This is a genomic window from Gemmatimonadaceae bacterium, assembly GCA_036496605.1.
In the GTDB taxonomy this organism is placed as follows: Bacteria; Gemmatimonadota; Gemmatimonadetes; order Gemmatimonadales; family Gemmatimonadaceae; genus AG2.
Window position 1 is genome coordinate 161,685 of record DASXKV010000050.1, and the last position, 25,923, is coordinate 187,607.

The 25,923-nt window shown below is 64.9% G+C and carries 20 protein-coding genes; 18 read left to right on the forward strand and 2 right to left on the reverse strand.

Annotated elements, in window-relative coordinates; all coding sequences use genetic code 11:
- Positions 1-25 precede the first annotated feature (25 nt).
- From VGH98_19340 to VGH98_19425, 18 genes are all read left to right on the forward strand, one after another.
- Positions 26-1,414: an ABC transporter substrate-binding protein gene (locus VGH98_19340; GenBank protein HEY2378139.1), complete on the forward strand. Its 1,389-nt coding sequence runs from the start codon at positions 26-28 to the stop codon at positions 1,412-1,414.
- Positions 1,411-3,105 (forward strand): HAMP domain-containing sensor histidine kinase, encoded by a 1,695-nt coding sequence (locus VGH98_19345; GenBank protein HEY2378140.1) that lies wholly within the window; start codon positions 1,411-1,413, stop codon positions 3,103-3,105. Before VGH98_19340 ends, VGH98_19345 begins: the two co-directional genes overlap by 4 nt.
- Positions 3,102-4,460, forward strand: coding sequence for a sigma-54 dependent transcriptional regulator (locus VGH98_19350; GenBank protein ID HEY2378141.1), 1,359 nt, complete (start codon positions 3,102-3,104; stop codon positions 4,458-4,460). The genes VGH98_19345 and VGH98_19350 overlap by 4 nt, the downstream gene beginning before the upstream one ends.
- 177 nt (positions 4,461-4,637) lie before the next feature.
- Positions 4,638-5,648 carry a tetratricopeptide repeat protein gene (locus tag VGH98_19355; protein HEY2378142.1) on the forward strand — a complete coding sequence of 337 codons (1,011 nt, stop codon included), beginning with the start codon at positions 4,638-4,640 and terminating at the stop codon, positions 5,646-5,648.
- Positions 5,649-5,856: 208 nt separating this feature from the next.
- Positions 5,857-6,768: a serine/threonine-protein kinase gene (locus VGH98_19360; GenBank protein HEY2378143.1), complete on the forward strand. Its 912-nt coding sequence runs from the start codon at positions 5,857-5,859 to the stop codon at positions 6,766-6,768.
- 47 nt (positions 6,769-6,815) lie between these two features.
- Positions 6,816-8,534 (forward strand): hypothetical protein, encoded by a 1,719-nt coding sequence (locus VGH98_19365; protein HEY2378144.1) that lies wholly within the window; start codon positions 6,816-6,818, stop codon positions 8,532-8,534.
- A gap of 58 nt (positions 8,535-8,592) precedes the next feature.
- The gene (locus VGH98_19370) at positions 8,593-9,297 is read left to right on the forward strand and encodes an isoprenylcysteine carboxylmethyltransferase family protein (protein HEY2378145.1); all 705 of its coding nucleotides are present in this window, start codon (positions 8,593-8,595) and stop codon (positions 9,295-9,297) included.
- A gap of 94 nt (positions 9,298-9,391) precedes the next feature.
- Positions 9,392-11,467, forward strand: coding sequence for a CocE/NonD family hydrolase (locus VGH98_19375; protein HEY2378146.1), 2,076 nt, complete (start codon positions 9,392-9,394; stop codon positions 11,465-11,467).
- A gap of 94 nt (positions 11,468-11,561) precedes the next feature.
- The gene (locus tag VGH98_19380; protein HEY2378147.1) at positions 11,562-12,470 is read left to right on the forward strand and encodes an SDR family NAD(P)-dependent oxidoreductase; all 909 of its coding nucleotides are present in this window, start codon (positions 11,562-11,564) and stop codon (positions 12,468-12,470) included.
- A gap of 47 nt (positions 12,471-12,517) precedes the next feature.
- A complete protein-coding gene (locus VGH98_19385) occupies positions 12,518-12,904 on the forward strand; it encodes a VOC family protein (protein ID HEY2378148.1) in 387 nt (128 codons plus the stop codon).
- A 119-nt stretch (positions 12,905-13,023) separates the two neighbouring features.
- Positions 13,024-13,509, forward strand: a complete 486-nt coding sequence (locus tag VGH98_19390) for a VOC family protein (GenBank protein HEY2378149.1) — start codon at positions 13,024-13,026, stop codon at positions 13,507-13,509.
- Positions 13,510-13,751: 242 nt separating this feature from the next.
- Entirely contained in the window at positions 13,752-14,492 is a 741-nt protein-coding gene (locus tag VGH98_19395; protein HEY2378150.1) for an SIMPL domain-containing protein, read from the forward strand.
- Between the two features lie 9 nt (positions 14,493-14,501).
- Positions 14,502-15,389, forward strand: a complete 888-nt coding sequence (locus VGH98_19400; protein ID HEY2378151.1) for a 3-oxoacyl-ACP reductase family protein — start codon at positions 14,502-14,504, stop codon at positions 15,387-15,389.
- A gap of 98 nt (positions 15,390-15,487) precedes the next feature.
- Positions 15,488-16,750, forward strand: coding sequence for a dicarboxylate/amino acid:cation symporter (locus tag VGH98_19405; protein HEY2378152.1), 1,263 nt, complete (start codon positions 15,488-15,490; stop codon positions 16,748-16,750).
- A gap of 39 nt (positions 16,751-16,789) precedes the next feature.
- Positions 16,790-17,530: an ABC transporter ATP-binding protein gene (locus VGH98_19410; protein HEY2378153.1), complete on the forward strand. Its 741-nt coding sequence runs from the start codon at positions 16,790-16,792 to the stop codon at positions 17,528-17,530.
- Complete coding sequence (locus VGH98_19415; protein HEY2378154.1) at positions 17,527-19,167, forward strand: hypothetical protein; 1,641 nt, start codon at positions 17,527-17,529, stop codon at positions 19,165-19,167. The genes VGH98_19410 and VGH98_19415 overlap by 4 nt, the downstream gene beginning before the upstream one ends.
- Positions 19,164-20,081 (forward strand): PHB depolymerase family esterase, encoded by a 918-nt coding sequence (locus VGH98_19420; protein HEY2378155.1) that lies wholly within the window; start codon positions 19,164-19,166, stop codon positions 20,079-20,081. The genes VGH98_19415 and VGH98_19420 overlap by 4 nt, the downstream gene beginning before the upstream one ends.
- 97 nt (positions 20,082-20,178) lie before the next feature.
- Positions 20,179-21,858, forward strand: coding sequence for a GMC family oxidoreductase (locus tag VGH98_19425; GenBank protein HEY2378156.1), 1,680 nt, complete (start codon positions 20,179-20,181; stop codon positions 21,856-21,858).
- 62 nt (positions 21,859-21,920) lie between these two features.
- Here VGH98_19425 and VGH98_19430 read toward each other — a convergent pair whose 3' ends face one another.
- Both VGH98_19430 and VGH98_19435 read right to left on the reverse strand, forming a co-directional pair.
- The gene (locus VGH98_19430) at positions 21,921-23,297 is read right to left on the reverse strand and encodes a cytochrome c peroxidase (protein ID HEY2378157.1); all 1,377 of its coding nucleotides are present in this window, start codon (positions 23,295-23,297) and stop codon (positions 21,921-21,923) included.
- A 110-nt stretch (positions 23,298-23,407) separates the two neighbouring features.
- A complete protein-coding gene (locus VGH98_19435; protein HEY2378158.1) occupies positions 23,408-25,921 on the reverse strand; it encodes a serine/threonine-protein kinase in 2,514 nt (837 codons plus the stop codon).
- Positions 25,922-25,923 lie beyond the last annotated feature (2 nt).

Sequence of the window (25,923 nt, forward strand, 5' to 3'; positions counted from 1 at the left end):
CGAGCGGTGTAACACATTCTCAGGCATGTCGACACAACGGACGACTCGACGCGCGGCCTCGCTCGGCGCAATCGCCATCGGTATCGCGGCGTGCACGAGCGCGCGCCCCGGTGCGCCGGCCGCGCCGGCGGTAGCGTCGTGCGTCATCGGCGCGGCGCGAGCCAACGCTGGCGACACGCTCGTGCTGGCCACGATGGCCCCGGTCATTGGCAAGCACGTGCCCGAGGCGACGAACGCCGCCGAGCGACTCGTGTTCGCTCAAGCTTACGAGACGCTGATCGACATAGACTGTGACGGTCGCGCGCGACCCGGGCTGGCCGCGTCATGGACGCTCGACGCAACGAGGTCTCGCGTCACCCTCGCGCTTCGCAGCGGTGCGGCGTTCTGGAGCGGCAAACCCGTGACAGCTGGCGAGGTCCTCGCGGCGTGGCAGGCGACGGCCTCGGGGTCGACGGCTTCGACTCGGCTCGCGCGCGAAATGGTAGGAAGCACCACCATCGTTGATGACCACACGCTGATCGTCTCGCTGCCCGACACCGCGTGGCCTGTGCTGTCCGACGGCGCGCTCGCCATATACGAACCGCAATCCGGCGCTGGATGGCCGGAAGGGTCGGGTCCCTATCGCATCGCCAGGAACGCGGCGGACACTCTGGCGGGAGGGTTGGTGCTGACGCCATTTGCGTCATCGTCCGATCCGTATCTGGTGACTCGGCGCATGAAGAGCGGTGATCCGCGCGACGCCATCGACGCCGGTAGCGACGTGCTTGTCACCGACGATCCCGTCGCCGTCAGTTACGGTGCCGCGCGCGCGAATCTCGTCGCCGTTCCGCTGCCGTGGACGCGCACCTACGCGCTCGCTGTGCCGAGCGCACCGAAGATCTCGCCGACGCTGCTCCAGCCGGATTCCCAGTCCGTTGCGCTGCGAGCGTCGCTGGCGCACGACGCCGTGCACGCTGAAGCCCGCGCCGCGCAACCGCCGTACTGGTGGGATGGCGGCGGTACCTGCATCGCGAACCTGGATTCGCTTCCGGCGCGGGCCTCCGCCGATGGCCGCTCCAACCGTGTCGTCTACCGTCGCGACGATGGCATCGCGCGCGGACTCGCCGAGCGGCTCGTCGCCCTCGACCCACGCACCGTGGCGGCGGGGCTCGCACAGGACGATTTTGCACGCGCGCTTCGTGACGGCGGCGAGCTGGCCTATGTGCTCGACCTGCCGCGCGGGTCCCTGTCATTGTGCAACGACGTCGGCGAGCTCCGGTCGGCAGCTCCCTGGCTGTTGAGAGGCGGCGCGGACGTTAGGCTCGTTCCGCTCATCGACACGCGCCAGACTGCAATCGTGAACCGCCACCGCGTCTCGGCAGCCGTCGACTGGCGCGGCACGCTCCATTTCTCGGACATCGGGAGCCGTCCGTGAGCTTTCGGGCCAGGCTTCTCCTCGCCTTTGCGGCCGCGACGCTTCTCTCGCTGACACTGCTCGCCGTCGGCATTCGGCGGCAGGTCACCGCGCGCCTAACGGCGCAGAATGAACGGCGTGTCGACGCGCTCGCCCGAGTCGCCATTCAGGACCTCGCGCGCGAGAACGCAGACGTGTCGGCGCGCCTTCACTCGCTCGTCGGCTCGCTCGCCGACGACAACCGCTTTCGACTCGCTGTGCAAGGCACGCCGGCGGAGCGCGCGTTCCTGCTCGACTGGGCGGGCGGCGCGATGCGCGTGAGCGGACTCTCGATGCTCCAGCTACAGGATGAAGCAGGACGGATCCTCAGCTCCGGCCATTTCCGGAACGAGTACGATCGCCTGGAGCCGCAACTCCCGTCGCTCCTCGCGAGCGCCGCAGACCGCCCGACGGTCGTACGCGTTCGCGCGCCGGAGGGGCCGATGCTCGTACTGGCGCGCGTAGACTCGACGCGCATCGGCGCGCACGTACTCACACTCGTCGGCGGCATAACGATCGATCAGAGTTTTCTCAATCGGTTCTCGCGCGACACCGCGGTAACCGTGTCGCTGGTCACGCCGGACGGCACGATCTCGTCCGACAGCGCGCAGGCGGCCGACACGTTGATGGTCTCGGCGGCCGAGCAGCTCGCGTACATCGGCGCGCTCGGCGACTCGATGCAGGTGGCGCCGGCACGCATCGTCGTCACCCACACGAGCGGCGAGGTCGAAGCGCTGCGGCGAGACATCAATAGCTGGTTCGCAGTCGCGCTGGCTGCGGCCGCGCTAGCCGGCCTCGCCCTCGCGTTCTGGCTGTCGGCGGGACTGAGCAAGCCGCTGGCCGCGCTCACGCACGCGACATCGTCGATCTCGCTCGAGGGTCCGGAGCTGGAGCTCGCCACCGGGCGTGACGACGAGGTCGGAACGCTCGCTCGCCGCTTCGGCGCGATGGGCCGGCGGCTGCGCGTGAGCGCCGCGCAGCTGCTCGACGCCGAGCGGCGGGCGACGAGAGGCGAGATGGCGCGTCAGGTCAATCACGACGTGAAGAACGGGCTCATCCCGATCCGAAACGTCGTGCAGCATCTCGCGCAGGTGCAGGAGCGCGAGCCCGAGCGGCTTCCGGCGGTGTTCGCCGAGCGTCGCGCGACCCTCGATTCGAGCATCGCCTATCTCGACACGCTCGCGCGCAACTATGCCCGCCTAACGCCGCGCATCGATCGCCGCACCTTCGACGCCAGCGCCGTCGCGCGCGATGCCGCCCGCTCGGCGAGCTCCGACACCGTCATCGTGCAAACCCGGATCGCTGAGGCGCCGGCGACAGCGTTAGGCGATCCCGTGCTGCTTCGTCGAATTCTCGACAACCTGCTTCGGAACGCGATCGAGAGCCTTCCGCCATCGGGCGGGGAAGGCGAGGTCAGGCTCGAGACGGCGCGTACGCCCACGGGCGGCGTGCGCGTGATCGTGGCCGACACCGGCCGCGGCATGTCCGACGAGGAACTGACGCACGCGTTCGACGACTTCTATACGACCAAGGCAAGCGGCACGGGTCTCGGTCTATCCGTCGTCCGCCGTCTCGCCGCGGATCTCCAGGCCGACCTGCGCGTGGAGAGTGCCCCGGGCCGCGGGACGACATGCGTGATCGATTTGCCTCCGCCTTCAGAATCCCCTGCATGACGACCGTTCTCATCGTGGACGACGTACGGCCCATGGCCGAGCAGTACGCATACGATCTCGCGCGGATCGGCGGCTTCGACACCCTCGTCGCCTTCGACGGCGACCAGGCGCTCGCGATGCTCGGCGGAGAGGCCGTGGACTGCGTCGTGCTCGACCTCGAGATGCCGGGTAAAGACGGCTTCGCCGTGTTGCGCGCGATGCGCGAGCGCAAGCTGGAGACGCCGGTGGTCGTCTACACCGGCACGGGCGACTTCGATCGCTGCACGCAGGCGATCAAGCTCGGCGCATACTCGTTTGTCGACAAGTCGGATCCGGTCGAGCGCGTCGCTCGCGAAGTGGAGAACGCAGTCGAACATCGCCTCCTCGTCGACGAGGTCGTGGAGCTGCGTCGTTATGCAGCCGAGGACACGCCGCTCCGCGGCACGAGTCCGGCGATGAAGAAGCTCAAGGACGCCATCGCGCGTGTAGCGCCGATCCCGAGCACGGTGCTCATTGTCGGAGAGAGTGGCTCGGGCAAGGAGCTCGTCGCTCGAGATGTGCACCGCCTGAGCGGTCGGGAGCGTGAGCCATTCGTCGCCGTCAATTGCGGTGCGCTCGCCGAGAGCCTCATCGAGAGCGAGTTGTTTGGCCACGAGCGCGGCGCGTTCACCGGCGCGAATGCGACGCGCAAAGGCGCCTTCGAGTCGGCAGGTAAAGGGACAATCTTCCTCGACGAGATTGGCGAGCTCCCGCCCGCCGCGCAGGCGAAGCTGCTACGCGTGCTCGAGGAGCGACAGGTCGTGCGCGTGGGCTCGATGCACCCGATTCCCGTGCCCGCGCGCGTCATTGCCGCGACGCATCGCGAACTCGAGGAGGACGTTGCGGCGGGGCGCTTCCGTCAGGACCTGCTCTTTCGCCTCGCGGTGCACGTGCTACGCGTGCCGCCATTGCGCGAACGATTGTCGGACCTCCCGGAGCTCGTCGACGTAATTATCACGACCACGTGTGCGCGATTTGGCATCCGTCGGAAATCGATTGCGCCCGAGGCACTCGAACTGCTCGCGGCCTACGACTGGAAGCGGAACAACGTGCGCGAGCTGCGCAACGTCGTTGAGCGTATGATCATCGCCGCGGACGGCGACCGGATCGGGGCAGAGCATGTACCGGCGGAAATTTTAGAAGGCTCGCCGAGCCCGGCGAGCCGGCCCGAGGCGCGCACCTTCCTCGAGCGCAAAGCCGAGGCGGAGCGTCAGATCATCGTCGCTGCGCTCGAGCAGAACGAGTGGCACATCACGCGAACCGCGCAGCAGCTCGGCCTCGCTGACCACGCGAGTCTCCTCAAGATCATGCGCCGGCACGGCATCAGCAGCCGCTGATCATTCGTCGTGTGTCCAAGTGGACACACTGGCGCCGGAAAAACGTGTCCGCGCGAACACGACGCCGCGAACGCGGCGAACGACGCCCCAAGCCACGTCGTTGAAGCACAGGGAGTTACGCCGCCCTCCGATTCCTCCGTGGGTCGGGACATCCGCTTGCCTTTCCATGGTCCCGCGATGTCACCGACAACCATACCACAGGAGGATTTTATGTATCGCGCGGATCGATTTTCACGAGTCAATAACTCAGGCCACACTCCCTTCATCGTGACGACGGTCGCACTGTCGATCGTTGCGATCGCCAGCGCGTGCTTCTCGCGCGGAGAGAAGCAGAAGGTCGATACGACCGCGTCGGCTGCGCCTGCCGTCGTCACGCCCGCGGTGTCGCCGGGCGACGTCGACTCGGTGCGGACAGAACCGCCCGTCGTGACGTTCGCTTCGGCGCAGACCTCGTACACGCAGCGGAAGTACGGCGAGGCGGAGCAGTCGTTCGGCGTCTACGTCGAGGGTCATCCCGACAATGCCTTCGGCTATTACATGCTCGGCTTGTCGGCGTGGAAGAACGGTGATCTGGATCGCGCGAAGGAGGCGCTGGAGCACTCGGTCGCGCTCGATTCGACGAACGTTAAGACTTTGCTAAACCTCGGCCGCGTGCTACTCGATCAGGGCCGCCCGGACGACGCCCTGGTGCGGATCGAGTCGGCGGTCGCACTCGACTCGGAATCCGCCGAGGTGCATCGGATGAGGGGACGAGTCGAGAGCGCGCTTGGCCATCGCGATTCCGCGGAGGCGTCATATCGGCTCGCGCTGTCGATCGAACCGAATGACAGCTGGTCGATGAACAATCTCGGGCTCCTGCTCATCGACGAGGGTCGTTATGACGAAGCGCTGATGCCACTCGCACGTGCCGTGGAGCTTCGCCCCGCGGCGCCGTCGTTTGCGAACAACCTCGGCGTGGCGCTCGAGCGAACAGGTCACCCCGGTTCGGCGGCGCTCGCGTACCAATCCGCGCTGGCGGCGGACAGCACATACGCGAAGGCACAGACGAGTCTCGAACGCGTGTATGGAATGGAAGACGAAATGCCGATCGACGTCTCGCAATTGGCCGCGCAGTTCAAGGAGGACCTGGAGAGAGCATCGCAGGTGCGGCTCTCGGCGAAGACGGCAGTGGTGAAGTCGGAGCCGTGAAGTCGATGATGGACGCGAGCGAGGCGCCACTACGAAAAGGGGCACAGAGGAGATCATCCTCTGTGCCCCGCGTCCTTTCGTTTCGGTAGGGCCGGGAGCATCGTGCATCCGCTTCGTCGGGCTAGAAGTTCGGACGAAGTACTCACTACTGGACTTCGTCAAGCGTTGGGTCAATCGTAGAATCACCGCCACCGAAACCGGGCCCTGCGTGCATATCACCGACCAGCTCAACGCCGAACTGGCGCCTCGATACGAAATCGAACAGCAAGTCGGGGAGGGCGGCATGGCAATCGTGTACCGTGCCCGCGATCTCCGTCACAACCGTGCTGTCGCGGTCAAGGTCCTGAAGCGCGAGCTCGGCGCACTGCTCGGCACCGAGCGCTTTCTTGCGGAGATCGCGGTCACCGCGAGCCTCCAGCATCCGCACTTGCTCCCGTTGTTCGACTCGGGTGAAGTGGACGGCTTGCTGTATTACGTGATGCCATATGTCGAAGGTGAGACGCTGCGCGCCCGGCTGGCGCGCGAACACCAACTGCCGGTCGACGAAGCCGTCCGTCTCGCGCGCGGTGTCGCGAGTGCGCTGGATTACGCACACAAGCGGGGCGTGATTCATCGCGACCTCAAGCCTGAGAACATCCTGCTGCACGGCGACGAACCACTGGTGAGCGATTTCGGCATCGCGTTGGCGGTGTCGAACGCGGCCGGAGAGCGCATCACCCAATCCGGCATAACGCTCGGCACACCGCAGTACATGAGTCCCGAGCAGGCGTCCGGCGATCACCGAATCGATGCACGTAGCGATGTGTATTCGCTTGGTGCCGTGCTCTATGAGATGCTTGCCGGTGAACCGCCACACACCGGACCGACACCGCAGTCGATCATCGCAAAGATCGTCGCAGAGGATCCGAAACCTGTTTCGGCATCGCGCAAAGCTGTCTCGCCGGAAGTCGATGCGGCCGTCGAGCGCGCTCTGGCGAAGCTGCCTGCGGACCGCTTCGCCACCGCGGGCGACTTCGCGGCGGCGCTCGGCGAGTCGACAACAAGGCGCTACCGGTCGACTGACCAGGCGCCGAGGTTATTCCCTTCGCTGTTCAACCGAAGCTCCTCGCGGCGATCGTAACCGCTGCCATCACCGGAGGGTTATTCACCTACGCCCTCATTGCGACGATGGGCGCACGCGTCGGGCTGACGGACTGGGGGACCGGGTCTGGGCGGGGCGTCGCTGCTTTTGCTACGTCGAGAACGATTGTCTCGCAGCTCACGAACTACGACGGTAACGAGACGGGTGGCGCCATTGCTCCCGACGGACGCTCATTTGTCTTCGTCTCTAATCGCAGCGGCCAGCCCGACATTTGGAGACGCCAGATCTCAGGCGGAGAGCCTGTCAGGTTAACCAACGACGACGCGATCGAGTCCGACCTCGTCTTTGCTCAGGACGGCGAATCGCTCTACTACACGCGCTCAGCCGGAGCAGACGTCTTGATCTGGCGAATTGGCGCGTTGGGCGGCCAGCCTCGCAAGGTGATCGGCGAGGCCAGCGCGCCATCACCATCCGCCGACGGGCGACGTCTCGCTTGGTTCGCACCGATCCCAGGCGGCTCTTTTTCATTGATGGTGGGCACCGTCGACGGCACCGGAGCACGCACGCTTGTGAAGAACGTTCAGGACATCAGCCGCGCGAGCTGGTCGCCCGATGGTACGTTGCTCGCGTACTCCTCCGGTGGACTATTTGCGCCGAGCAATCTGTTCGTGGTCGGCGTCATCGATGGTGTAAGACGACAGGTCACCCACTTCGAACGAGGTCTCGAGGGGCCGCGCACGCAGGCATGGCTACCCGATAACCATCACCTCGTGATCTCGTACTTCGCGTCCACGCAGCCTCAGGGCGCGGCCGATCTCGGCATAGTGGACGCTCGGACCGGATTGATCGTGCGCGTCACGACAAACGTGGCCGAAGGCTTTGACGCGCCAAGTCTGTCCGCTGATGCGACGCGCTTGATCGTGACGATGCGAGAAGTGTGGCGAGTGCCTTACGGCTCAGACCCAATCGCCAACGGCCGCAACGCAGTGCGGCTTCTCGATGCCTCGCTTGACCCGATGTGGACGTTCGTAACGCGTGACGGGCGCACGCTGCTCTTCAACAATGCTCTAGTTGGAAGCCGCAATCTCTGGATCATGTCTCTCGACGGCAACGCCCAACCTCGCCAGATCACGTTCATGGGCGGCAATGCTGTGATGCACTCGTCGCTCTCGCCAGACGGTACGGCCGTCGCGTTTGCGTCGACGACTGCGGGTACCTCTGACATCTGGCTACAGAACGTGGATGGATCGGATCTCCGACAGCTAACCAACGACAGTGCTGCCGACGCGTGGCCCGTGTGGTCGCCTGACGGACGGTCAATCATCTTCGGCTCGCTTCGCGATGGAGCCTGGCTCACCCGGCGTATTTCACCCACGGGAGGAGCGCCGGAGAAGGTCGTGGATGGATTCTTTCGAGGAGATTGGATCACCCGACCTGATCGCACGGGAACCTGGATCGTCACATCTATGCAGGGCGGTGGGCTCAGACTTCTCGATGGGGAACGGCACACGGTCGTCTGGCAGGACGCGATGCCCGGAAATGCGCTGCCCATGTTTAGTCCGGACGGCAAAGCCATCAGTATCCCGTATCGAGAGACGCGCGATCGTGACGCGATCTGGGTGTACGACGTGGCGACCGGCGCCAAACGCGTGGCTGTTCGATTCCCGCATCAGTTCCACATCAGCTTTCGCGCGAATTGGGTCGATAACGGCCGAGCCTTCGTGGTCAATCGATTTGAGAGCACGTCCCACATCGTTCTGTTCGATCGCTTCTGGCTCGAGAGTGGCGACGCAGCAAAGAGGTGAGCAACGTCCGCCGCTCCCAGCTCAACTTCAAGCGTTAGGCGGCCACGGACTCCGTCGAATGTTTCTGTATCCTGCGACGCCGATGTTCAGAGTACTGACACGAGTCATCGCCGACGCAGCGGTCGTCGCGATCGTATTGTTCGTTGCGGCCGGTACGCTCGCGTGGCAACGAGCTTGGCTAGTCCTCGCCGTGCTGCTCGTCGTCAGGACTATGAGCGCCATCGCAGTGTTCCGCGTCAATCCCGCGCTGCTCACTGAGCGCGCCACGGTGCTGATCCATCGACATCAGCCCTGGATCGACAGGCTGATTCTGCTCGCGTTCATGGGGACTGCGTTCGTGGGAGTGCCAGCTGTTGCGGCGCGCGATGCATTCCACTGGCACGTGCTACCGAGTCCACCGCGCGTGCTGGCCAATATAGGGCTCGTCCTGTTCGTCCTTGGTTGGACGATCATCGCCGCTGCTCTTCGCGAGAACCCCTTCGCAGTCACTGTCGTGCGCCTTCAGAACAAGCGACAGCATACGGTGGTCGCCAGCGGGATCTACAGCGTCGTGCGTCACCCGATGTATGCCGGAAATCCATTGGTGAATGTGGGTCTGAGTTTTTGGCTGGGATCGTATACCGCGGCGCTGTTCGCCGCGATTCCGCTCGGGCTCTTGATCGTAAGGATTGGACTCGAGGAGCGTTTTCTGCGACGCGAATTGCCGGGCTATCCTGAGTATGCGGCGCGCGTGCCATATCGGCTGCTGCCCGGCCTATGGTAACGGACCCAGGTAAGTCGCACACGTGCCGCGAGATGAAGGGCGGCCGCACGGAGTGGGAGTGCTGAGAACTTCCTAATCGCCGCCCGGGCCCACTATGACCCACCCTTTTCGCACTCGGATCGTCGGCCTCCTCGCGCTCGTCGCCGCATGCACCGCGCGCGACCGAGCGCCGACGCTCAGCGGCGATTGGGACGCGTACGTCGCCCTCGGCTCCGTTCCGCGCGGCGGCTTCGAGGGCTGGCGCCGCATGGGCTTCGCGCACTTCGCGGGCGCGGATTCCGGCTTCGTCGGTGCGATCCGCCGGCGCACGGGTGAGCCCATGCTCGCGGTTGAGCGCGTCAGCGTGCGTAACGATTCCCTGCTCCTCACCGACGACGCCACACACGCGCTGAGCGCGGCGTGGCATCATGATACCCTCTCGGGCGTTATGCTCGCCGACGGCAAGCCGGCGGGACGCCGGATCCGCCTCGTGCGCCGCGTCACCGCCTTCGTGCCCGAGCAGAACTATCTCCTCTGGCCGGGCGCGGTGTCGGACTCGCAGTACGCCGTCACCGAGGACACCGCCGTCTTCATGAAGACGCGCGACGGCGCGCGGCTGGTGAGCTACGTTACGCGGCCGGTCGGCGACGGACCATTCGGCGTCGTTATGCAGCGCACGCCGTACACGCGCATCCTCCATCTCGCCGGCCGATACTGGGCGTCGCGCGGCTACATCTTCGTCGCGCAGCACGTGCGCGGGCGCGACATCTCGGATGGGAGCGATTTCGGCGATTACGACACCGACGTGCGGGACGGCTACGACGCCGTCGAGTGGGCGGCGAAACTGCCTGGCGCGAATGGCAAGGTTGGATTGATCGGTCACTCAGACGAAGGACGGCTCGCCTGGTACGCCGCCGTGAGCGCGCCGTCCCATCTCGCGGCGATCGCGCCGTCGGCCGCGAGCGCCGATCCGTGGCGCATCGCGCCTTACGAGGACATGGTGCTCTCGCCGATCAATGTCGATTGGGCGTGTCTCATGCGCACGCGCACGCTCGAAAACACCTCGGAGCTGGACATCGGCACGGCGATCACTCACCTCCCTCTCATCGATCTGCCGCAGCGACTCGGCTGCGGTCGAGTGGCACTGTGGGACCGGTGGCTCGCGCACCCGACGCTCGACGCGTATTGGCGAGCGCACGCCGTCACGACCAACATCGCGAAGGTGCGCGCGCCCGTGCTGCAGATCTCCGGCTGGTATGACGACTCGCGCGGACCGATCGACTATACCAACGCGCTCGCGAAGGTACCCGGCCACCCGTTCATTCGCGTGGTGATGGGGCCGGGCGCGCATAAAGGCGTCGACTACGTCGCCGGCGATTTCGGACCGCAATCGCGTGTCGAGACGCGCCGCCTGCAGCTGCGCTGGTTCGACCACTACCTCCTCGGCAAGAATAACGGTGTCGACACCGAGCCGCCGTTCGACCTCTTCGTCCTCGGCGACAACATGTGGCGCAAGGAAGTCTCGTGGCCGCTCGCGCGCGCGATCCCGACGAAGTGGTACGTCTCGTCAGGCGGCCGAGCCAACACGAGCGCCGGAGACGGTGTCCTCGACACGATTCCACCATCCGGGGCGCCCGCCGACACGTTCACCTACGATCCCGCCAATCCCATACCGTATCCGATCGATTCGCGCGAGCTCGAGACGTCGCTCAACGAGGATTTCAGTTCTCTCAACACCGCGCGTCCCGACGCATTGGTCTTCACGTCCAGAGCGCTCACCAAGTCGGTCGAGGTCACGGGCCCGATGTCGGCCACGGTCTGGGCGGCGACAGACGCGAAGGACACGGACTGGAACGTCATGTTGCTCGACGTCTTTCCGGACGGCCGCGCCGAACGCGTGCAGGATGCTGTCGCGCGCGCACGCTTTCGGCGAGGGTTCGACAAGGAAGTCCTGTTGACGCCGGGCGGCGTGGAGCGTTACGACATCGACCTCTGGTTCACGTCGCGCGTGTTCGAGCCGGGCCACCGGATCCGGCTGACGTTGTCGTCGTCGCTCTTCCCGAAGTATGACCGCAACCTCAGCACAGGCGGGAACAACGAGCGCGACAGCACTTTCGTCGTCGCGCATCAGCGGCTGCTCCACGACGCGCAACACCCGTCGCACGTCGTGCTCCCGGTCGTGCCGCGTTAGGCGGAACCGGATGAACGTCGCTGACGCCGCCAAGGACGCGACATTGTCAATGCGCGGCGCGCGTGTATTTTCAGCGGCCCTGAGCAAAACGCCTATGACTCTGGAAGGTCGTGTCGCAATCGTGACCGGTTCGGGCGGCGGATTGGGCCGCTCGCATGCCCGCTATCTCGCGCGAAAGGGTGCGCAAGTCGTCGTCAACGACGTGTCGCAGGACGCCCCCGACAGCGTCGCGCGCGAGATTGTTGACGCGGGAGGCAAGGCCACCGCGATCGCTGGCTCTGTCACCGACGTCGGCGCCATGACCGACATGGTCGCTCGCGTGGTCGACGACTGGGGTCGAGTCGACATCCTGATCAACAATGCCGGCATCCTGCGCGACACGAGCTTCGGCAAGATGACTCTCGATGATTTCCGCTTGGTTCTGGAGGTCCACTTGTTAGGCGCGGTGATCTGCACCAAGGCGGTGTGGAACCTGATGCGCGAGCGGCGCTACGGTCGCATCGTCATGACCACGTCGTCCTCCGGTCTCTACGGTAACTTCGGGCAGGCGAACTACGGCGCGGCCAAGATGGCGCTGGTGGGCCTGATGCAGACGCTGGCCATCGAGGGCGAGAAGTACAACATCCGCGTCAACTGTCTCGCTCCCACCGCTGCAACGCAGATGACCGAAGACCTGTTTACCCAGGAGAGCCTGCGTCTGCTCGACCCCGCGCTGGTCAGCCCCGGTCTGCTCGCGCTGGTGAGCGACGATGCACCGAACCATGCGATCCTGTGCGCCGGCGCCGGCAACTTCGCCGCCGCGAACATCACGCTCACGGAAGGCTATCATTCCGCGGCGGGCGAGAATGCCGGCGAAGAGGTGATCGCACACTGGCGGGAAGTGACCGACCGTACTGGCGAGATCGTACCGAGCTATGGCTTCACGCAGGCGGAGCGCGAAGTGGCACGCGCGGGCCTAACGACTCACACGATCCTTGGACCGCCATCGACGACGAGCGTCTGACCGCAGAAGACGCGGCATCCCCCAATCACCACACATCGGAGGTTCACATGAAGCGAGTCACTGGCGTCGGCGGCATCTTCTTCAAGGCAAAGGACGCACCTGCGCTGCAGGCTTGGTACAAGCGTCACCTTGGCATCGATGTCCAGGCGTGGGGTGGTACCTCGTTCGACTGGGCGGATTCGGATGGCAAGCCCACAAACGGAACGACGGCCTGGTTGGTTGCTCCGAAGGAAAGCAAGCAGTTTGCTCCAAGCGAAGCCTCGTTCATGGTCAACTACCGCGTTGAAGACCTTCACGGTCTGGTGGCGGCGCTCAAAGCGGAAGGCTGCAATGTCCTCGACAAGATCGATGACTCCGACTACGGCAAATTTGGCTGGGTCATCGATCCTGAGGGAAACAAGGTCGAATTGTGGCAACCACCGGCCGGTCAATGATCACACGGGAGCCACGCTCGATCTCGCCGAACTTGAGAGGCGCCTGAGACGGCCAACTCTTTGCAGCCGCAAAAACTGGAATCGAATACGACCGCGTCTCACCTCGACGGAGATCTGACATGGCGAACCCGGCAAAGAACACGGTTTTCCTCTGGTACAATCGCGGCGCCGAGGAGGCAGCGCGATTCTACGCCAAGACCTTCCCCGATTCGTCCGTCGGCGCGGTCCATCGCGCACCGGGGGATTTTCCGTCGGGGAAGAAGGGTGATGTGTTGACCGTCGAGTTCACTGTCATTGGCATTCCATGCATCGGGCTGAATGGCGGACCTGCGTTCAGCCACACCGAAGCGTTCTCGTTCCAGGTCGCAACCGCCGACCAGGCCGAAACGGACCGGTACTGGAACGCGATCGTCGGCAACGGCGGCGAGGAGAGCGCGTGCGGCTGGTGTAAGGACAAATGGGGATTGTCCTGGCAGATCACGCCAATCGCCTTGACGAAGGCGATCGCCGATCCCGATCCGGCTGCCGCCAAGCGCGCGTTCGACGCTATGATGCAGATGAAGAAGATCGACATCGCCAAGATCGAAGCGGCGCGCCGCGGTTGAGGTTTTACCTTGGATGAGGACTGAAGTGAGAAGCCAGATGGCCAGCGCACTCTACCTAGTCTTGATGGCAGTCCTGATCGTCGCGGTCGACGTGTTGTTCTTCAGAAACCGATTCTGGGAACGGCTGAGCGTCAACGTAGGACTCGTCCTGGTTTTCGTAGCCTTCTACTTCAGGTTCCTGAAACGTCCTTGAGCAAGGCGCGAGAATGCGCGACGACGCCTAACGATCTTCGCGAACACGAATGAACCTCGATCGCGCCGTCATCCCTTCCCTCATCCTTGCCCTCGGCGTCGCCGTCGGCGGACTCCTCGTCGGCAGCGGCTTCGCCCGCGGCCGCGCCGCCGAGCGATACGTCACCGTCAAAGGCGTCTCGGAGCGCGAAGTCCGCGCCGATCTCGCTATCTGGCCGATCCACCTCCTCGGCGCCGACAACGATCTCGCCGCGGCCAACGCGAAGCTCGCGCACAGCGTCGCCGGCGTGCGCGCCTTCCTCGTCCGCCACGGCGTTGACACGAATCAGGTGCAGATCGCCGACTTCGCGGTCGCCGACGCCTCCGCGAATCAGTACAACAACGCCGAGCGGCGCGTCGCGAATCGGTACGTCGTTCACGAAACGCTGATCGTTCGCTCGACCAATCCCGAAGCGATCCTGTCCGCGAGTCAAGAGATCAGCGAGCTCGCGGTGATCGGCGTCACGATCTCGTCGGCCAACGGCGACTACGCCGGCGGCAGCGGGCCCAACTTCCTCTTCACGGGACTCAACAAGCTCAAGCCGGACATGATCGCCGACGCAACGGCGCGCGCGCGCGAGGCCGCGACGCAATTCGCCCGCGACTCTCGCAGTGACCTCGGCGCCATTCGTCAGGCAAACCAGGGCGTTTTCGAGATCCTCCCCCGCGACCAGGTGCCCGGCATCAGCGAGTCGAGTCAGATCGCAAAGGTGGTCCGCGTCGTGTCGACGATCGACTATTACCTCCGCTGAGATCAGCTCGTGGCGGTGACCGTCGCGGCTCGTGTGAGCGGGCGTCGAACACGCATTTGCCGACCTCGCAGTGGATGGCCATATTCGCGCGTCTCCAACCCGACTGCCATCATCAGCTCGAGCGACGCAGATGGCGAGAAAGCCTACGGCGCGCCGCTGGACTTCAGCGGTCGCGTCGCGATCGTCACCGGTGCCGCACGCGGCCTGGGGCGCGCCGTCGCCGAGCGGTTGCATGAACGCGGCGCGGCAGTGGCAGTCAACGTTCGCGATACGGCTCGCGCCGAGTCGTTGGCGGCGTCGCTGGGCGACCGAGCGCTGGCCGTGCCGGGCGACATTGCCGCCGACGGCGTGCCGGACGAGATCGTCCGCCGCACGCTCGACCGCTTCGGCCGCATCGACGTTCTGATCAACAACGCCGCCTTCGCGCGCTCGACACGCTTACCAAATCTTTCGGCAGAGGAGTTTCGTGACGCGCTCGAGGTAAATCTCACTGCGCCTTTCTTGTTCACGAAGGCCGTGTTGCCAACGATGCAGGCGCAGCACTACGGCCGTATCATTAACATTTCCTCATCAGCGGGCCGCATGGTCAGCACGTTGGGCGGCGCGCACTACACGGCGTCGAAGGCTGGGCTGCTCGGCTTGACGCGTGCCGCCGCCAAAGAGTTGGGAAAGTTCGGCATCACCGTCAACGCGGTGTGTCCGGGCATGATCGACACCGAACTGACGCACGAGAATGCCACTCCCGAGCTGCTCGAGCGTCTGGGCGCGGGCTATCCCATTCCTCGCCTCGGGACCGCACGGGAAGTTGCCGACCTCATTTGCTTCGCCGCGTCCGAAGCGGCGGGCTACATCACGGGGACGTCGCTCGACATCAACGGCGGCGATCTCATGATGTAAGACTACGGTTGGCGATTGGTATTGGTGATTCGTGGTTGGTGGAATGACGAATCACCAACCACTGGCTACAACCACCAGCAACCAACCACCAGCAACCAATGAAAGAGAGCACACGTGTTCTCGCAGCACTCGCGGCTGCGATCGGCGTCGGCGCGCTCGTCGCCGCGTCCGGCAGTAAGCCATTGCTAAACGCGGCCGACGCGCTGGCTCCTGTCGGGACGCTCTGGGTCAACGCCATTCGGATGACCGTTATCCCGTTGGTGGTCTCGCTACTGATCACCGGCATCGCGTCGGCCACGGACGTCGGAACGATTGGCCGAATCGGCGGCCGCACGCTCGTTGTGTTCGGACTGTTGTTGGCCGGGACCGCGGCGATTGTCATTCCGCTGGCTCCATCGCTATTCGCGCTCCTGCCTCTTCCTTCGACCGCCGGCGCGAGGCCGACGTTGCCGGCGGGCGCCGCCGAGGCAGCGAATCAGCTGTCGGCCGGCGGCCAGAATCCGAGTTTCAGCGCGTGGCTGACGTCGTTGATCCCGTCGAATCCCATCGCCGCCGCGGCAAACGGTGACATGGTGCCGCTGATTCTGTTCACGCTGATCCTCGCGATTGCGATCGCTCGCAGCCCCGAGCCGACACGAACGCCGCTCTTGGGATTAGCGCGAGCGCTCGGCGACGCGATGCTCGTGATTGTTCGATGGGTGGTGCTGGTGGCGCCGATCGGCGTGTTCGCTCTCGTGCTGCCGCTCGCGGCGCACCTTGGGGGCGCGGTGGCCGGCGCGATCGGCGTGTACATCGCGGCGTACTCGCTCGCGTGTGTCGCGGTCACTCTACTCGTCTACCCGGTGGTGGCGGTCTTCGGCAGAATTCCCATTGGGCGCTTTGCGCGTGCGGCGCTTCCTGCGCAGCTCATCGCGTTCAGCTCGAGCTCGTCGATCGCGTCGCTTCCGGCGCTGATCGAGAGCGGTGAGCGCGGGCTCGCACTCCCGAGTCGCATCACTGGGTTTGTCCTGCCGTTCGCCGTGTCGACGTTCAAGCTGGCTGCTCCGGTGTCGTGGACGATCGGCGCGCTGTTCGTCGGTTGGTTCTACGGCATTCCGCTGCACGCGCGCGAGCTGGCGACGGTCGCCTTTGCCGCGGTCTTCCTCGCGTTCGCGGCGCCGGGCGTTCCGCGCGGCGCGTTCATCATGCTCACGCCATTGTTCCTCGCCATTGGACTACCCCCGGAGGGTATTGGCATCTTGATCGCGGTCGATGCGCTGCCGGACACCTTCGCGACAACGCTCAACGTGACCGGCGATCTTGCGGCGGCAGCCTTGGTGGCGAGTGCGGATCGCCAGTCTCGGCCTCTTACCGAGACGTGATTCGCTGTTACTGCTGGTCCGGGCCCCCGTCTCTACCGCATGGACGACCCAGTCATCCAGATCTCCAATCTGACCCGAAGCTTCGGGACCAAGACCGCCCTGGATTCGGTGAGTCTGTCGCTGCCCCGGGGCGCTGTGTACGGCCTCGTCGGCGCCAACGGCGCGGGCAAGACGACGCTCATCCGCCACATCCTCGGACTGCTCAAAGCGGAGAGAGGCTCGGTGAGCGTGTTTGGGCTCGACCCGGTCGCCGACCCCGTGGGTGTTCTGTCGCGCGTTGGATACTTGTCCGAGGAGAACGACCTGCCAGGCTGGATGCGCGTGGACGAGTTGATTCACTATTCCCGCGCGTTTTATCCGCAATGGGACGATGCGTACGCCGATGAGCTGCGCCAGACGTTCGCCCTCGATGGCTCGGCGAGTATAAAGACGCTGTCCAAGGGACAGAAGGCGCGCGCGGGTTTGCTCGTCGCGCTGGCGCATCGGCCGGAGCTGCTCGTGCTCGACGAGCCATCGTCGGGACTCGACCCGATCGTTCGACGCGACATCCTGGGAGCGGTGCTTCGCACCATCGCGCACGACGGACGTACGGTGCTGTTCTCGTCGCACCTCCTGGACGAGGTGGAAGAGGTGGCCGATCACGTGACGATGATCAGCAGCGGCCGGCTCGTGTTGAGCGCGCCGCTCGAGGAAATTATAGATCTGCACCGCGTCGAGGGACGAGTGCCTTCGTTGAACGAGATATTTCACGCACGCGTCAGGAGCGTGAGTTCACAATGATGTCTCCCGCCGGCGCGATCGGCTGGGAATTCTGGCATCGGCATCGTTGGGGATTTCGGGCGATGGGCGTCTACATCGTCCTGCTCTTTGGCGTCAAGCTCGTGGTCGTCGTGCGCGACGCACCCGTTGTATTTCGTAGCGCCGAGAGCTTTGCGCTGGTGGTCGTGGTGCCGATCACGGTGTCGTTCGTTTACCTGCTCGCGGTGTTCACCTATGGGTTGAGCGGCGATCTCGCCGCGCGCCAATCCATGTATCCCGGACGGATGTTCACGCTGCCGCTCTCCAACGCAGCGCTTGTGGGTTGGCCGATGCTGTATGGGGCGATGGCCATGGTCGCCCTCTGGGTTCTCACCAGGTGGCTCTCCGTCTGGCCGTCGGACCTTTCGATACCACATGTATGGCCGGCGACGCTTGCTGCTTCGCTGGTTATGTGGACGCAAGCGCTCGTCTGGATGCCGTACGGCCTTCCCGGGCTGCGTGTCGTCGTCTCGGTTTTTGTCCTCTGGGCGATCGACGCCATCGTCATCCTGGCGCTGGCATTGAAAGCTCCGGAGTGGGCGGTCGTTGCGATCACCGCTCCGCAGATACCCGTTGCCTACGCCGTGGCTCGGGTTGCGGTCGCGCGAGCGCGACGCGGTGTTGTACCGGATTGGTGGTTTCCAACTCGCGCCTCGCAACGCTCGGCCGACGGCCGAGAACAGAACGCCGGGTACCGAGAGCGATGGTCAGCCGCGAGGGCGCAGAGTTGGTATGAGTGGCGGCGCAACGGCAGGTCGCTGCCGGTGTGGGTCGCCATCATACTGCCACTCGAGCTACTCCTACTCTGGGTCGCCGGTACAGCGACGAGTCTCCTTATCATCATCCTGCTCGGCGCACTCCTGGCTCCCGTCGTCGTCGCGACGTTTGCCGCCGCGTCAGTAAGCAAACCGGGTGGGATCGCGAGCGATGCCTACGCACTGGCGCCCTTCGTCGCAGCGCGGCCGCGCACCGATTCGCAATTGCTGGCAGCCAAGTTGAGGATGACGATCCGGAGCACGTTGATGGCGTGGGCGCTGGTACTACTCGCGATACCGATTGCCGTCTACTGGTCCGGTACGTGGCTCACGCTACTCGACTGGTTGCGCAGCGTCGCTAGCACCATCGGTGTCTCGCGCGCCATCGTCCTACTCGTTGTTGTCGTCGCGGGGCAGATGCTCTCCACATGGAAGCAGCTCGTGCAGAGCCTGTGTTTCGGCCTTACGGGCAACGAGCGGCTGATCAAGGGGAGCGTGTTCGTCTCGCTGATACTGGCATCTCTCGCCGGGCCGCTGGCGATCTGGATCGTGGACAGCGAACGCATCGGCGTGGTGTGGAGCGCAATGCCGCTCATTCTCGCGGTGCTGGTTTGCGCCAAGATGCTCGCTGCGGGCTGGGTGGCCGCGCGATTGGTGCGCGAGGGAACACTTAACGACCGGACGCTCATCACGGGCGCAGTGTCCTGGACGATCGCGGTACTGGGGATCTACACGCTAATGGCGTGGCTGACCGATACACCGCACATCCCGCGGTATTTCGTCATGCTGGTCGCGATCCTGTTTGTGCCGCTGGCGCGGCTCTCGGCGGCGCCGCTCGCGATTGCGCGGAACAGGCATCGATGAAAGCGCGAGTACTCGCCACCGTGCTGACCATCATCGCCCTGCCGCTGGCGACCGTGCCCATTCAGGCGGCGCACTTCTATCGCCACAACCGCGATAATGGCTCTATCGTCTCGTCCGGGCTGGAACGGACGTATCTGCTCCACGTACCAGCGCGGTACGATCCGACGAAGCCGACGCCGATGGTTCTGAGCTTTCACGGCGCTGGATTGTGGGGCGCGGCGCAACGCGACATTAGCCGGTGGAACGAAGTGGCCGACGACGAAGGGTTCATCGTCGTCTATCCGTCCGGTGTGGGCGGCCGAGGCGTGCGCGTGTGGCAGGTGGAGCCCTGGAATCGGAGTGGACGGGACAACAGGTTCATCTCGGAGCTCATCGACACGCTGCGAGCGAGCTACAACATCGATACGGCGCGCATCTATGCGAACGGTCTCTCGAATGGCGGCGGGATGTCCTTCGGGCTCTCGTGCGCGCTCTCCGATCGCATCGCCGCGGTGGGTCTGGTCGGGTCGGCGCAGACGGAGCCGTGGCATTCCTGCCGCGACACCACCCCGGTGCCGATGATCAACTTTCACGGCACGGACGACCGCTTCGCCGCGTACAGGGGCGGCACGTCATGGGTGCTGCCGCGCGGGCAAGCGTTCCCGAGTCAGCTCGTGTGGACGGCGAACTGGGCAAAGCGCAATCGTTGCGCGTCGGTGCCCGTCGATTCAGTCGTCAGACCAGACGTGACGCGTCGGAGCTATGTCCACTGCGCGCACAACGCCGATGTCGTTCTCTACACGGTCGCGGGCGGCGGCCACACGTGGCCCGGAGGCGGCCCACATCCGGCGTGGTTCGTCGGCAAAATGACGCAGAGCATCGATGCGTCGCGGATAATGTGGCAGTTCTTCGTCGACCATCCACTCAAACGATAGTTAGATGCCAAACGGCGCTGAGTTCCAAACGGACTCTCTGGCGTCGGTCCCTCACCTCCGCCAACATCTAATTGACGCGAATCGCGAGAGAGGTGCCGTGAAAGTGCCAACGTATGACGCCATCGTCGTCGGATCTGGAATCTCGGGGGGCTGGGCCGCAAAGGAGCTAACCGAAAAAGGCCTGAGGGTCCTGCTGCTCGAGCGCGGAAAGAACATCGAGCACGTCAAGGACTACCCGAACGCCACCAAGGCGCCCTGGCAGTACGCCCACCGCGGCCGTCGCACGGAGGAGCTGATCCGCCGCTATCCGGTGCTTCAGCGCGGCCACCAACTCAACGAGAAGAACGCCGACTGGTGGACCACCGAGGAAGAGTCGCCCTATACCGAGGTGAAGCGCTTCGACTGGTATCGCGGCTACCACGTCGGCGGGCGCTCGCTCATGTGGGGACGCTGCTCGTTCCGCTGGAGCGATATCGACTTCGAGGCCAATGAAAAGGAAGGCGTAGGCTCCGACTGGCCCATCCGCTACGCCGACCTCGCGCCCTGGTACAGCCACGTCGAACGCTTCGCTGGCATCGCCGGCTCCAGAGAAGGGCTGCCGCAACTCCCCGACGGCGAGTTCCAGCCCGCGATGCCGCTCAACTGCGCCGAGGCGCTCGTGGCGCAGCGCCTAACGAATCTGTTCGACGGTAAGCGCCGCCTCATCCCAGCTCGCACGGCCAACCTCACCCTGCCGCTCCCCGGACGCAGCCCGTGCCAGTATCGCAACGCCTGCGGCCTTGGCTGCCCATACGGCGCGTACTTCAGCACACAGTCATCGACGCTGCCGGCGGCGATGAAAACGGGACGGCTCACGCTGCAACCGTTCGCGATCGTTACCGAGGTGCTCTACGACAAGGATAGGAAACGCGCGACCGGCGTGCGCGTGCTCGACGCGGTGACCAACCAGACGACGGACCACGAAGCGAAGATCATCTTCCTCTGCGCGTCGACGCTCAACTCGACCTGGCTGCTCCTCCGGTCGGCCAACGACATCTGGCCCGGTGGCTTGGGGAGCAGCTCCGGTGAGCTCGGCCACAATCTGATGGACCACCACTTCCGCGTCGGCGCCGAAGGACACATCGACGGTTTTGAGAACAAGGACCAGTACGGGCGGAAGCCCAACTCCGTCTACATCCCGCGCTATCGCAACCTGTTCGGGGACAAGCGCGACTATCTCCGCGGCTTTGGCTACGAGGGCTCGGCGAGCCGTGAGGGCTGGTCACGCGCCGTCGCGGAGCTCGGCGTCGGCGGCGGCTTCAAGGACGCGGCGGCTGAGCCGGGTCAGTGGAGTGTTGGTGGCGCCGCCTTCGGTGAGATGCTGCCTAACCACGAGAACAAGGTCACGATCGACGCCGAAAAGAAAGACCACTGGGGGCTGCCAGTGCTCAAGATCGATTGCGCGACGGGGGAGAACGAGCGCCTCATGCGCATCGACATGGCGAACGACATGGCCGAGATGCTGTCGGCGTGCGGCGTCAAGGACGTGGCGACCTTCGACGACGAGTATTTCCCAGGAATGGGGATCCACGAGATGGGGACCGCGCGCATGGGCACGAGCCCGAAGAACTCGGTGCTCAACAAGTGGAACCAGGTGTGGGACGCGCCTAACGTCTTCGTCACCGACGGGTCGAGCATGGCGTCGACCGCGTGCCAAAACCCGTCGCTCACATACATGGCGCTCACGGCGCGCGCGGCGGATCACGCGGTGAACGAGCTGAGTCGGCGCAACCTCTAGATGTCTCGCGTCAACAGCTGGAGACCGCGTGAGCAGGGGAGACGTTCATGTCGTTCCATGCCCTACGGACGATCGACCGGCAACCCGCTCGGCACACGCTTCGGAACTGACCTGGACAAATCGCGCGCGGCGGGATCCGTCAGCGCGCTCATGTAGGCCATCAGCTTCTCGACGAGATCGTCGGTGAGCACGACGCCGTTCAAGAGCGTGTCGCGTTGGGCCAGAATCCCGATCTGTGTGTTCACCAGCGTTCCCTGAAGGCGCGGCTCGACCTGCGTGACGTCGTACGCGAATAGTTTCTTGTCCGATTCGCTATAGTGCTCGACGAATCCGCGAAGCGTCGTGATGGCGCCGTCGTGGCCGTACGGTCCCGACAGCTCGACGTTGCGCAGCGGCGTGGTGCGGAAACGATAGAGATCGGAACCGATGCCCGTCACGTTGAGACGGCCGAAGTCGTCGCGACCTGTCGGTCCGTTGTCCTCACCCGGTCCGATCTGCGCCACGGCGACATTGTGAAACTGCTCGTCGCTGAACGTCGCTCCCGTGTGACAGATCGAGCACTTGAGGGTGAGGAACGTCTGCGCGCCGTCCAACTGCGCGCCGCTGAGCGCGTTGTCGTTGCCGGCAAGGAATCGATCCCACGGCGTGTTCGCGAATGTGAACTGGTCGATGATGAAGCCGGCGATCGCGTTCGACGCGTGCGCGAAGTTCATGTCGTCGAACTTGGTGCCCGGATATGCCTCCTCGAACATCTCGCGGTACTTCGGAATCGTCCCGAGCCGGCGCATCAGCGCCGCCCAGATGTCCGTGAGGTCGTCGTCGGGGACGTTCGCGACCTCGTTCTCGCCTAACGCCGCACGCATCTCGAAGCGGTTAGTCACCGGGAAAAGCCCAAGCGCGGAGACTGCGCCGAACTCGAACACGCGCGTCATCTCCGGCGTGAGCTGCGCTCCGGCCGGCGTGTGGAAAGCGCCGGCGGCGTCGACCGATACGCGTCCGTCCCAGAAGAGATGCAGCATCGCGTTCAGGTTGAACAACGGCGGCGCGTTGCGGGGGATGAACACGCCGTCTGGATGCTCCCGACTGGGGCCGAGTCCAATCCCCCCTTGGCCGACAGCGAGCGACTTCCCGTCACCTGTCGCGAACGCGGGCAAGTGACACGTCATGCACGAGATGTCGCGATTGCCGCTCAGGATCTTGTCGAAGGCGAGCGCTTGGCCCAGGTGGACCAACTCCGGTCGAACGCGGGGCACTCTTGGCAATGGAATGATTCCGCGGCTGGCAGCTAATTGCCTAACGAGCTGCGCGGTGCTGGACGCCAGGTTGTTGTCCGCGCGCGCTTCTCCCGGTCGGAGCGCCGGGGATGTGGACGTAATTCGGTCTGAGCAGGCGACGACAGTTGCGGCGGCGAGCGCGGCGACGACGAAGTGACGGAACATGTCGTGTCTCCCGATGTTGGCACGGGGGACAGGACCTCATCGCGAACGCATCCCCCTGCTACGACATGCGGAATAGCTGGCCATGACCCGACACAAGGACCTGCGCCGTCTCAGCGCGGACGACGGAGCGCATCGTACTTTGCCACTTCGGCGGTCCGGCCCTGCGACTGGTAGAGGCGCACAAGTGCGTCCAGAGCATATTCACGCGGTCGTTTAGAGAACCCGCGTCCGCTCTCGAAGGCCTTGAACGCCGGCAAGAGTAGCGACTCGGCTTGCGCGTACCTGCCGGTTCCGCGCAGCGCGTCGCCGAGCGCGATGCCAGCGCGAATCACCAGTGGGCTCGTCGCTGGATACTTCAAGCCAAGAATTCGCCTCGCATCGCGAGCCAGCTCGAGCGATTCGTCGTACCGGCCGGTCATCGTGAGTGCGATGCACAGATCGAGCTCGCCATCGGTGACACGCGGGCTGTCCGGGCCGTCGAAGCGTCGCAAGATGGCGATGGCTTCACGCAATGGTGCCTCGGCCTCGGCGTATCGATGTTGGCGGTCGAGCGCAGCGCCCCGCAACCGGAGTGCGGCACCCAAGTCGGGGTGTCCGGAGGGGTACACCTCGCGGAAGATGTCGACGCTATAGCGCTGCAACGAATCGGCTTCGGTGAACCTTCCGGCGTTGACGAGCGTCCAGGCGAGATTGACGAGCGCGTTCGCGTACTGCGCGTGCCGCTCGCCATACAGCGTCCGGTCGATGTCCGCCGATTCGCGCTCCAGACGCTCGGCGATATCGAGCTGGCCTCTCACCTCGTAAATCGAGGCGAGATCCGAGAGTTGCCGGGCACGAAGCTCGGTCACCTCGGGGCGCTGTCGCGAGACGATCGCCACCCACTCGTCCAGCAGCGGCTGCGCGTTCCGAAAATCGCCTTGCGCGTGCATCGCCGCCGCGAGCTCGAGTAGCGCCGTCGTCGTCTTCGTGTCGGAATCGCCGAAAAGGCCACGGCGCATCGTGAGAAGTGTGCGACGGAGCCTCGCCGCTTCGGCGTAGTTGCCCTGATCATACTCGAGCCACGCCAGCGATTCGAGGCTCGTCGCGACATCCGGGTCTACCTGTGCGTCGATCTTCCGCCGCAGGGCCAGGGCTTCCTCGAGGACAGGACGCGCGCGATCGAATTCGCCAAGCGTCGTCTCGAGGCGGCCGACGACGTCGAGCATCTGCGCTTGCAGCGCTGGCTGTCCTTTGAGCTCGTGCGCGCGTGTGAGACCGCGCTCGAGGAGCGCACGTGCCTTGACCGTATCGCCGAGTGATTGCCCAGCGGCGCTCGCGTCGAAGAGCCCGAGCATGAAGTCGGTCACCTGCTCGGCGCGGTGGGCACCCGCGGTCGCTTCGTCGAGCGCCCGATGAATGCGACGCCGATCCGCGGCAACGGTTGCCGCGTACGTCGCGAGCAGCATCACTACGATTGCGGCAACCGCCAATCCCGAGCGATGCCGCCGCGCAAAGCTTCGCGCGCGATAGCCGACGGTTTGCCGGCGGGCGAGCACCGGATGTCCGGCGAGATGCCGCCCCAGATCATCGACAAGCGCCCGTGGCGAAGCATAGCGCAGCTCCGGCTCCTTGCTCAGTGCCTTGAGCACGATGGCATCGATGTCGCCGCGGAGCGCGCGACGTCTCGGCGCGGGCGCCACGACGGACGGCATCGCTGGGTCGTCGCTGACCACTGACGTTTCCAGCTCGTGCATGCTTCGGCCGCGGGCGCCTAACGGCGGCCTGCCCGTGAGCAAATCGTAGAGCACCGCGCCGAGTTGATAGACGTCGGTGAGTGTGGTGATGGCACGGCCGGTGATTTGTTCAGGAGCCGCGTACTCGGGCGTGAGCCAACGGTGTCCCGGATGCGTCGACGGCGCGGCCACCGTGCTCACCGGCTCGAGGAGCTTCGCCAACCCGAAGTCGAGCAGTTTCACCACGCCATCCTTCGTGATGAGAATGTTCGACGGCTTGAGGTCGCGGTGCACTACAAGGCATTGATGCGCCGCTTCGGTCGCATCGGCCACAGACGCAAACAGTGCCAGACGCTCGCGCACGCCAAGAGCGCGCGCGTCGCAGTAGGCGTCGATGGGCTCTCCGTCGACATACTCGAGCACGAGATACGGCGTGCCGTCGGCACTGACGCCGCCGTCCAGCAGACGACCGATGTTTGGATGGTTGAGCGTCGCGAGGATCTGCCGCTCGCTGCGAAAGCGATCGAGATCGATCTCCGAGTCGAGCCCCGGTCGCAACAGCTTGATCGCGACCTGTTGCTCGAACGCGCCGTCGGCGCGCTTGCCGAGGAAGACTCGCGACATGCCGCCGTATCCGATTTGCTTTACGAGACGATACGCGCCGACGCGACGGTGCTCGAATTGTTGCGCGGGCTCGCGCGCCTCGGCGACGAGCGCCGCCGCCGCCTCGGCTGGCGGCGATTCGAGGAACGATCGAGCTGCCGTGTAGCGCGTTAGGAGGCTCGCCACTTCCTGCCGCAGCCCGACGTCGCCGTTGGACTCTTCGTCGAGAACGCGGGGCCAGTGCGACGGATCGCTATCGAGGGCGACGTCGATGATTCGCTCGACTCTCTTCCAATACTCTGACTCCATGG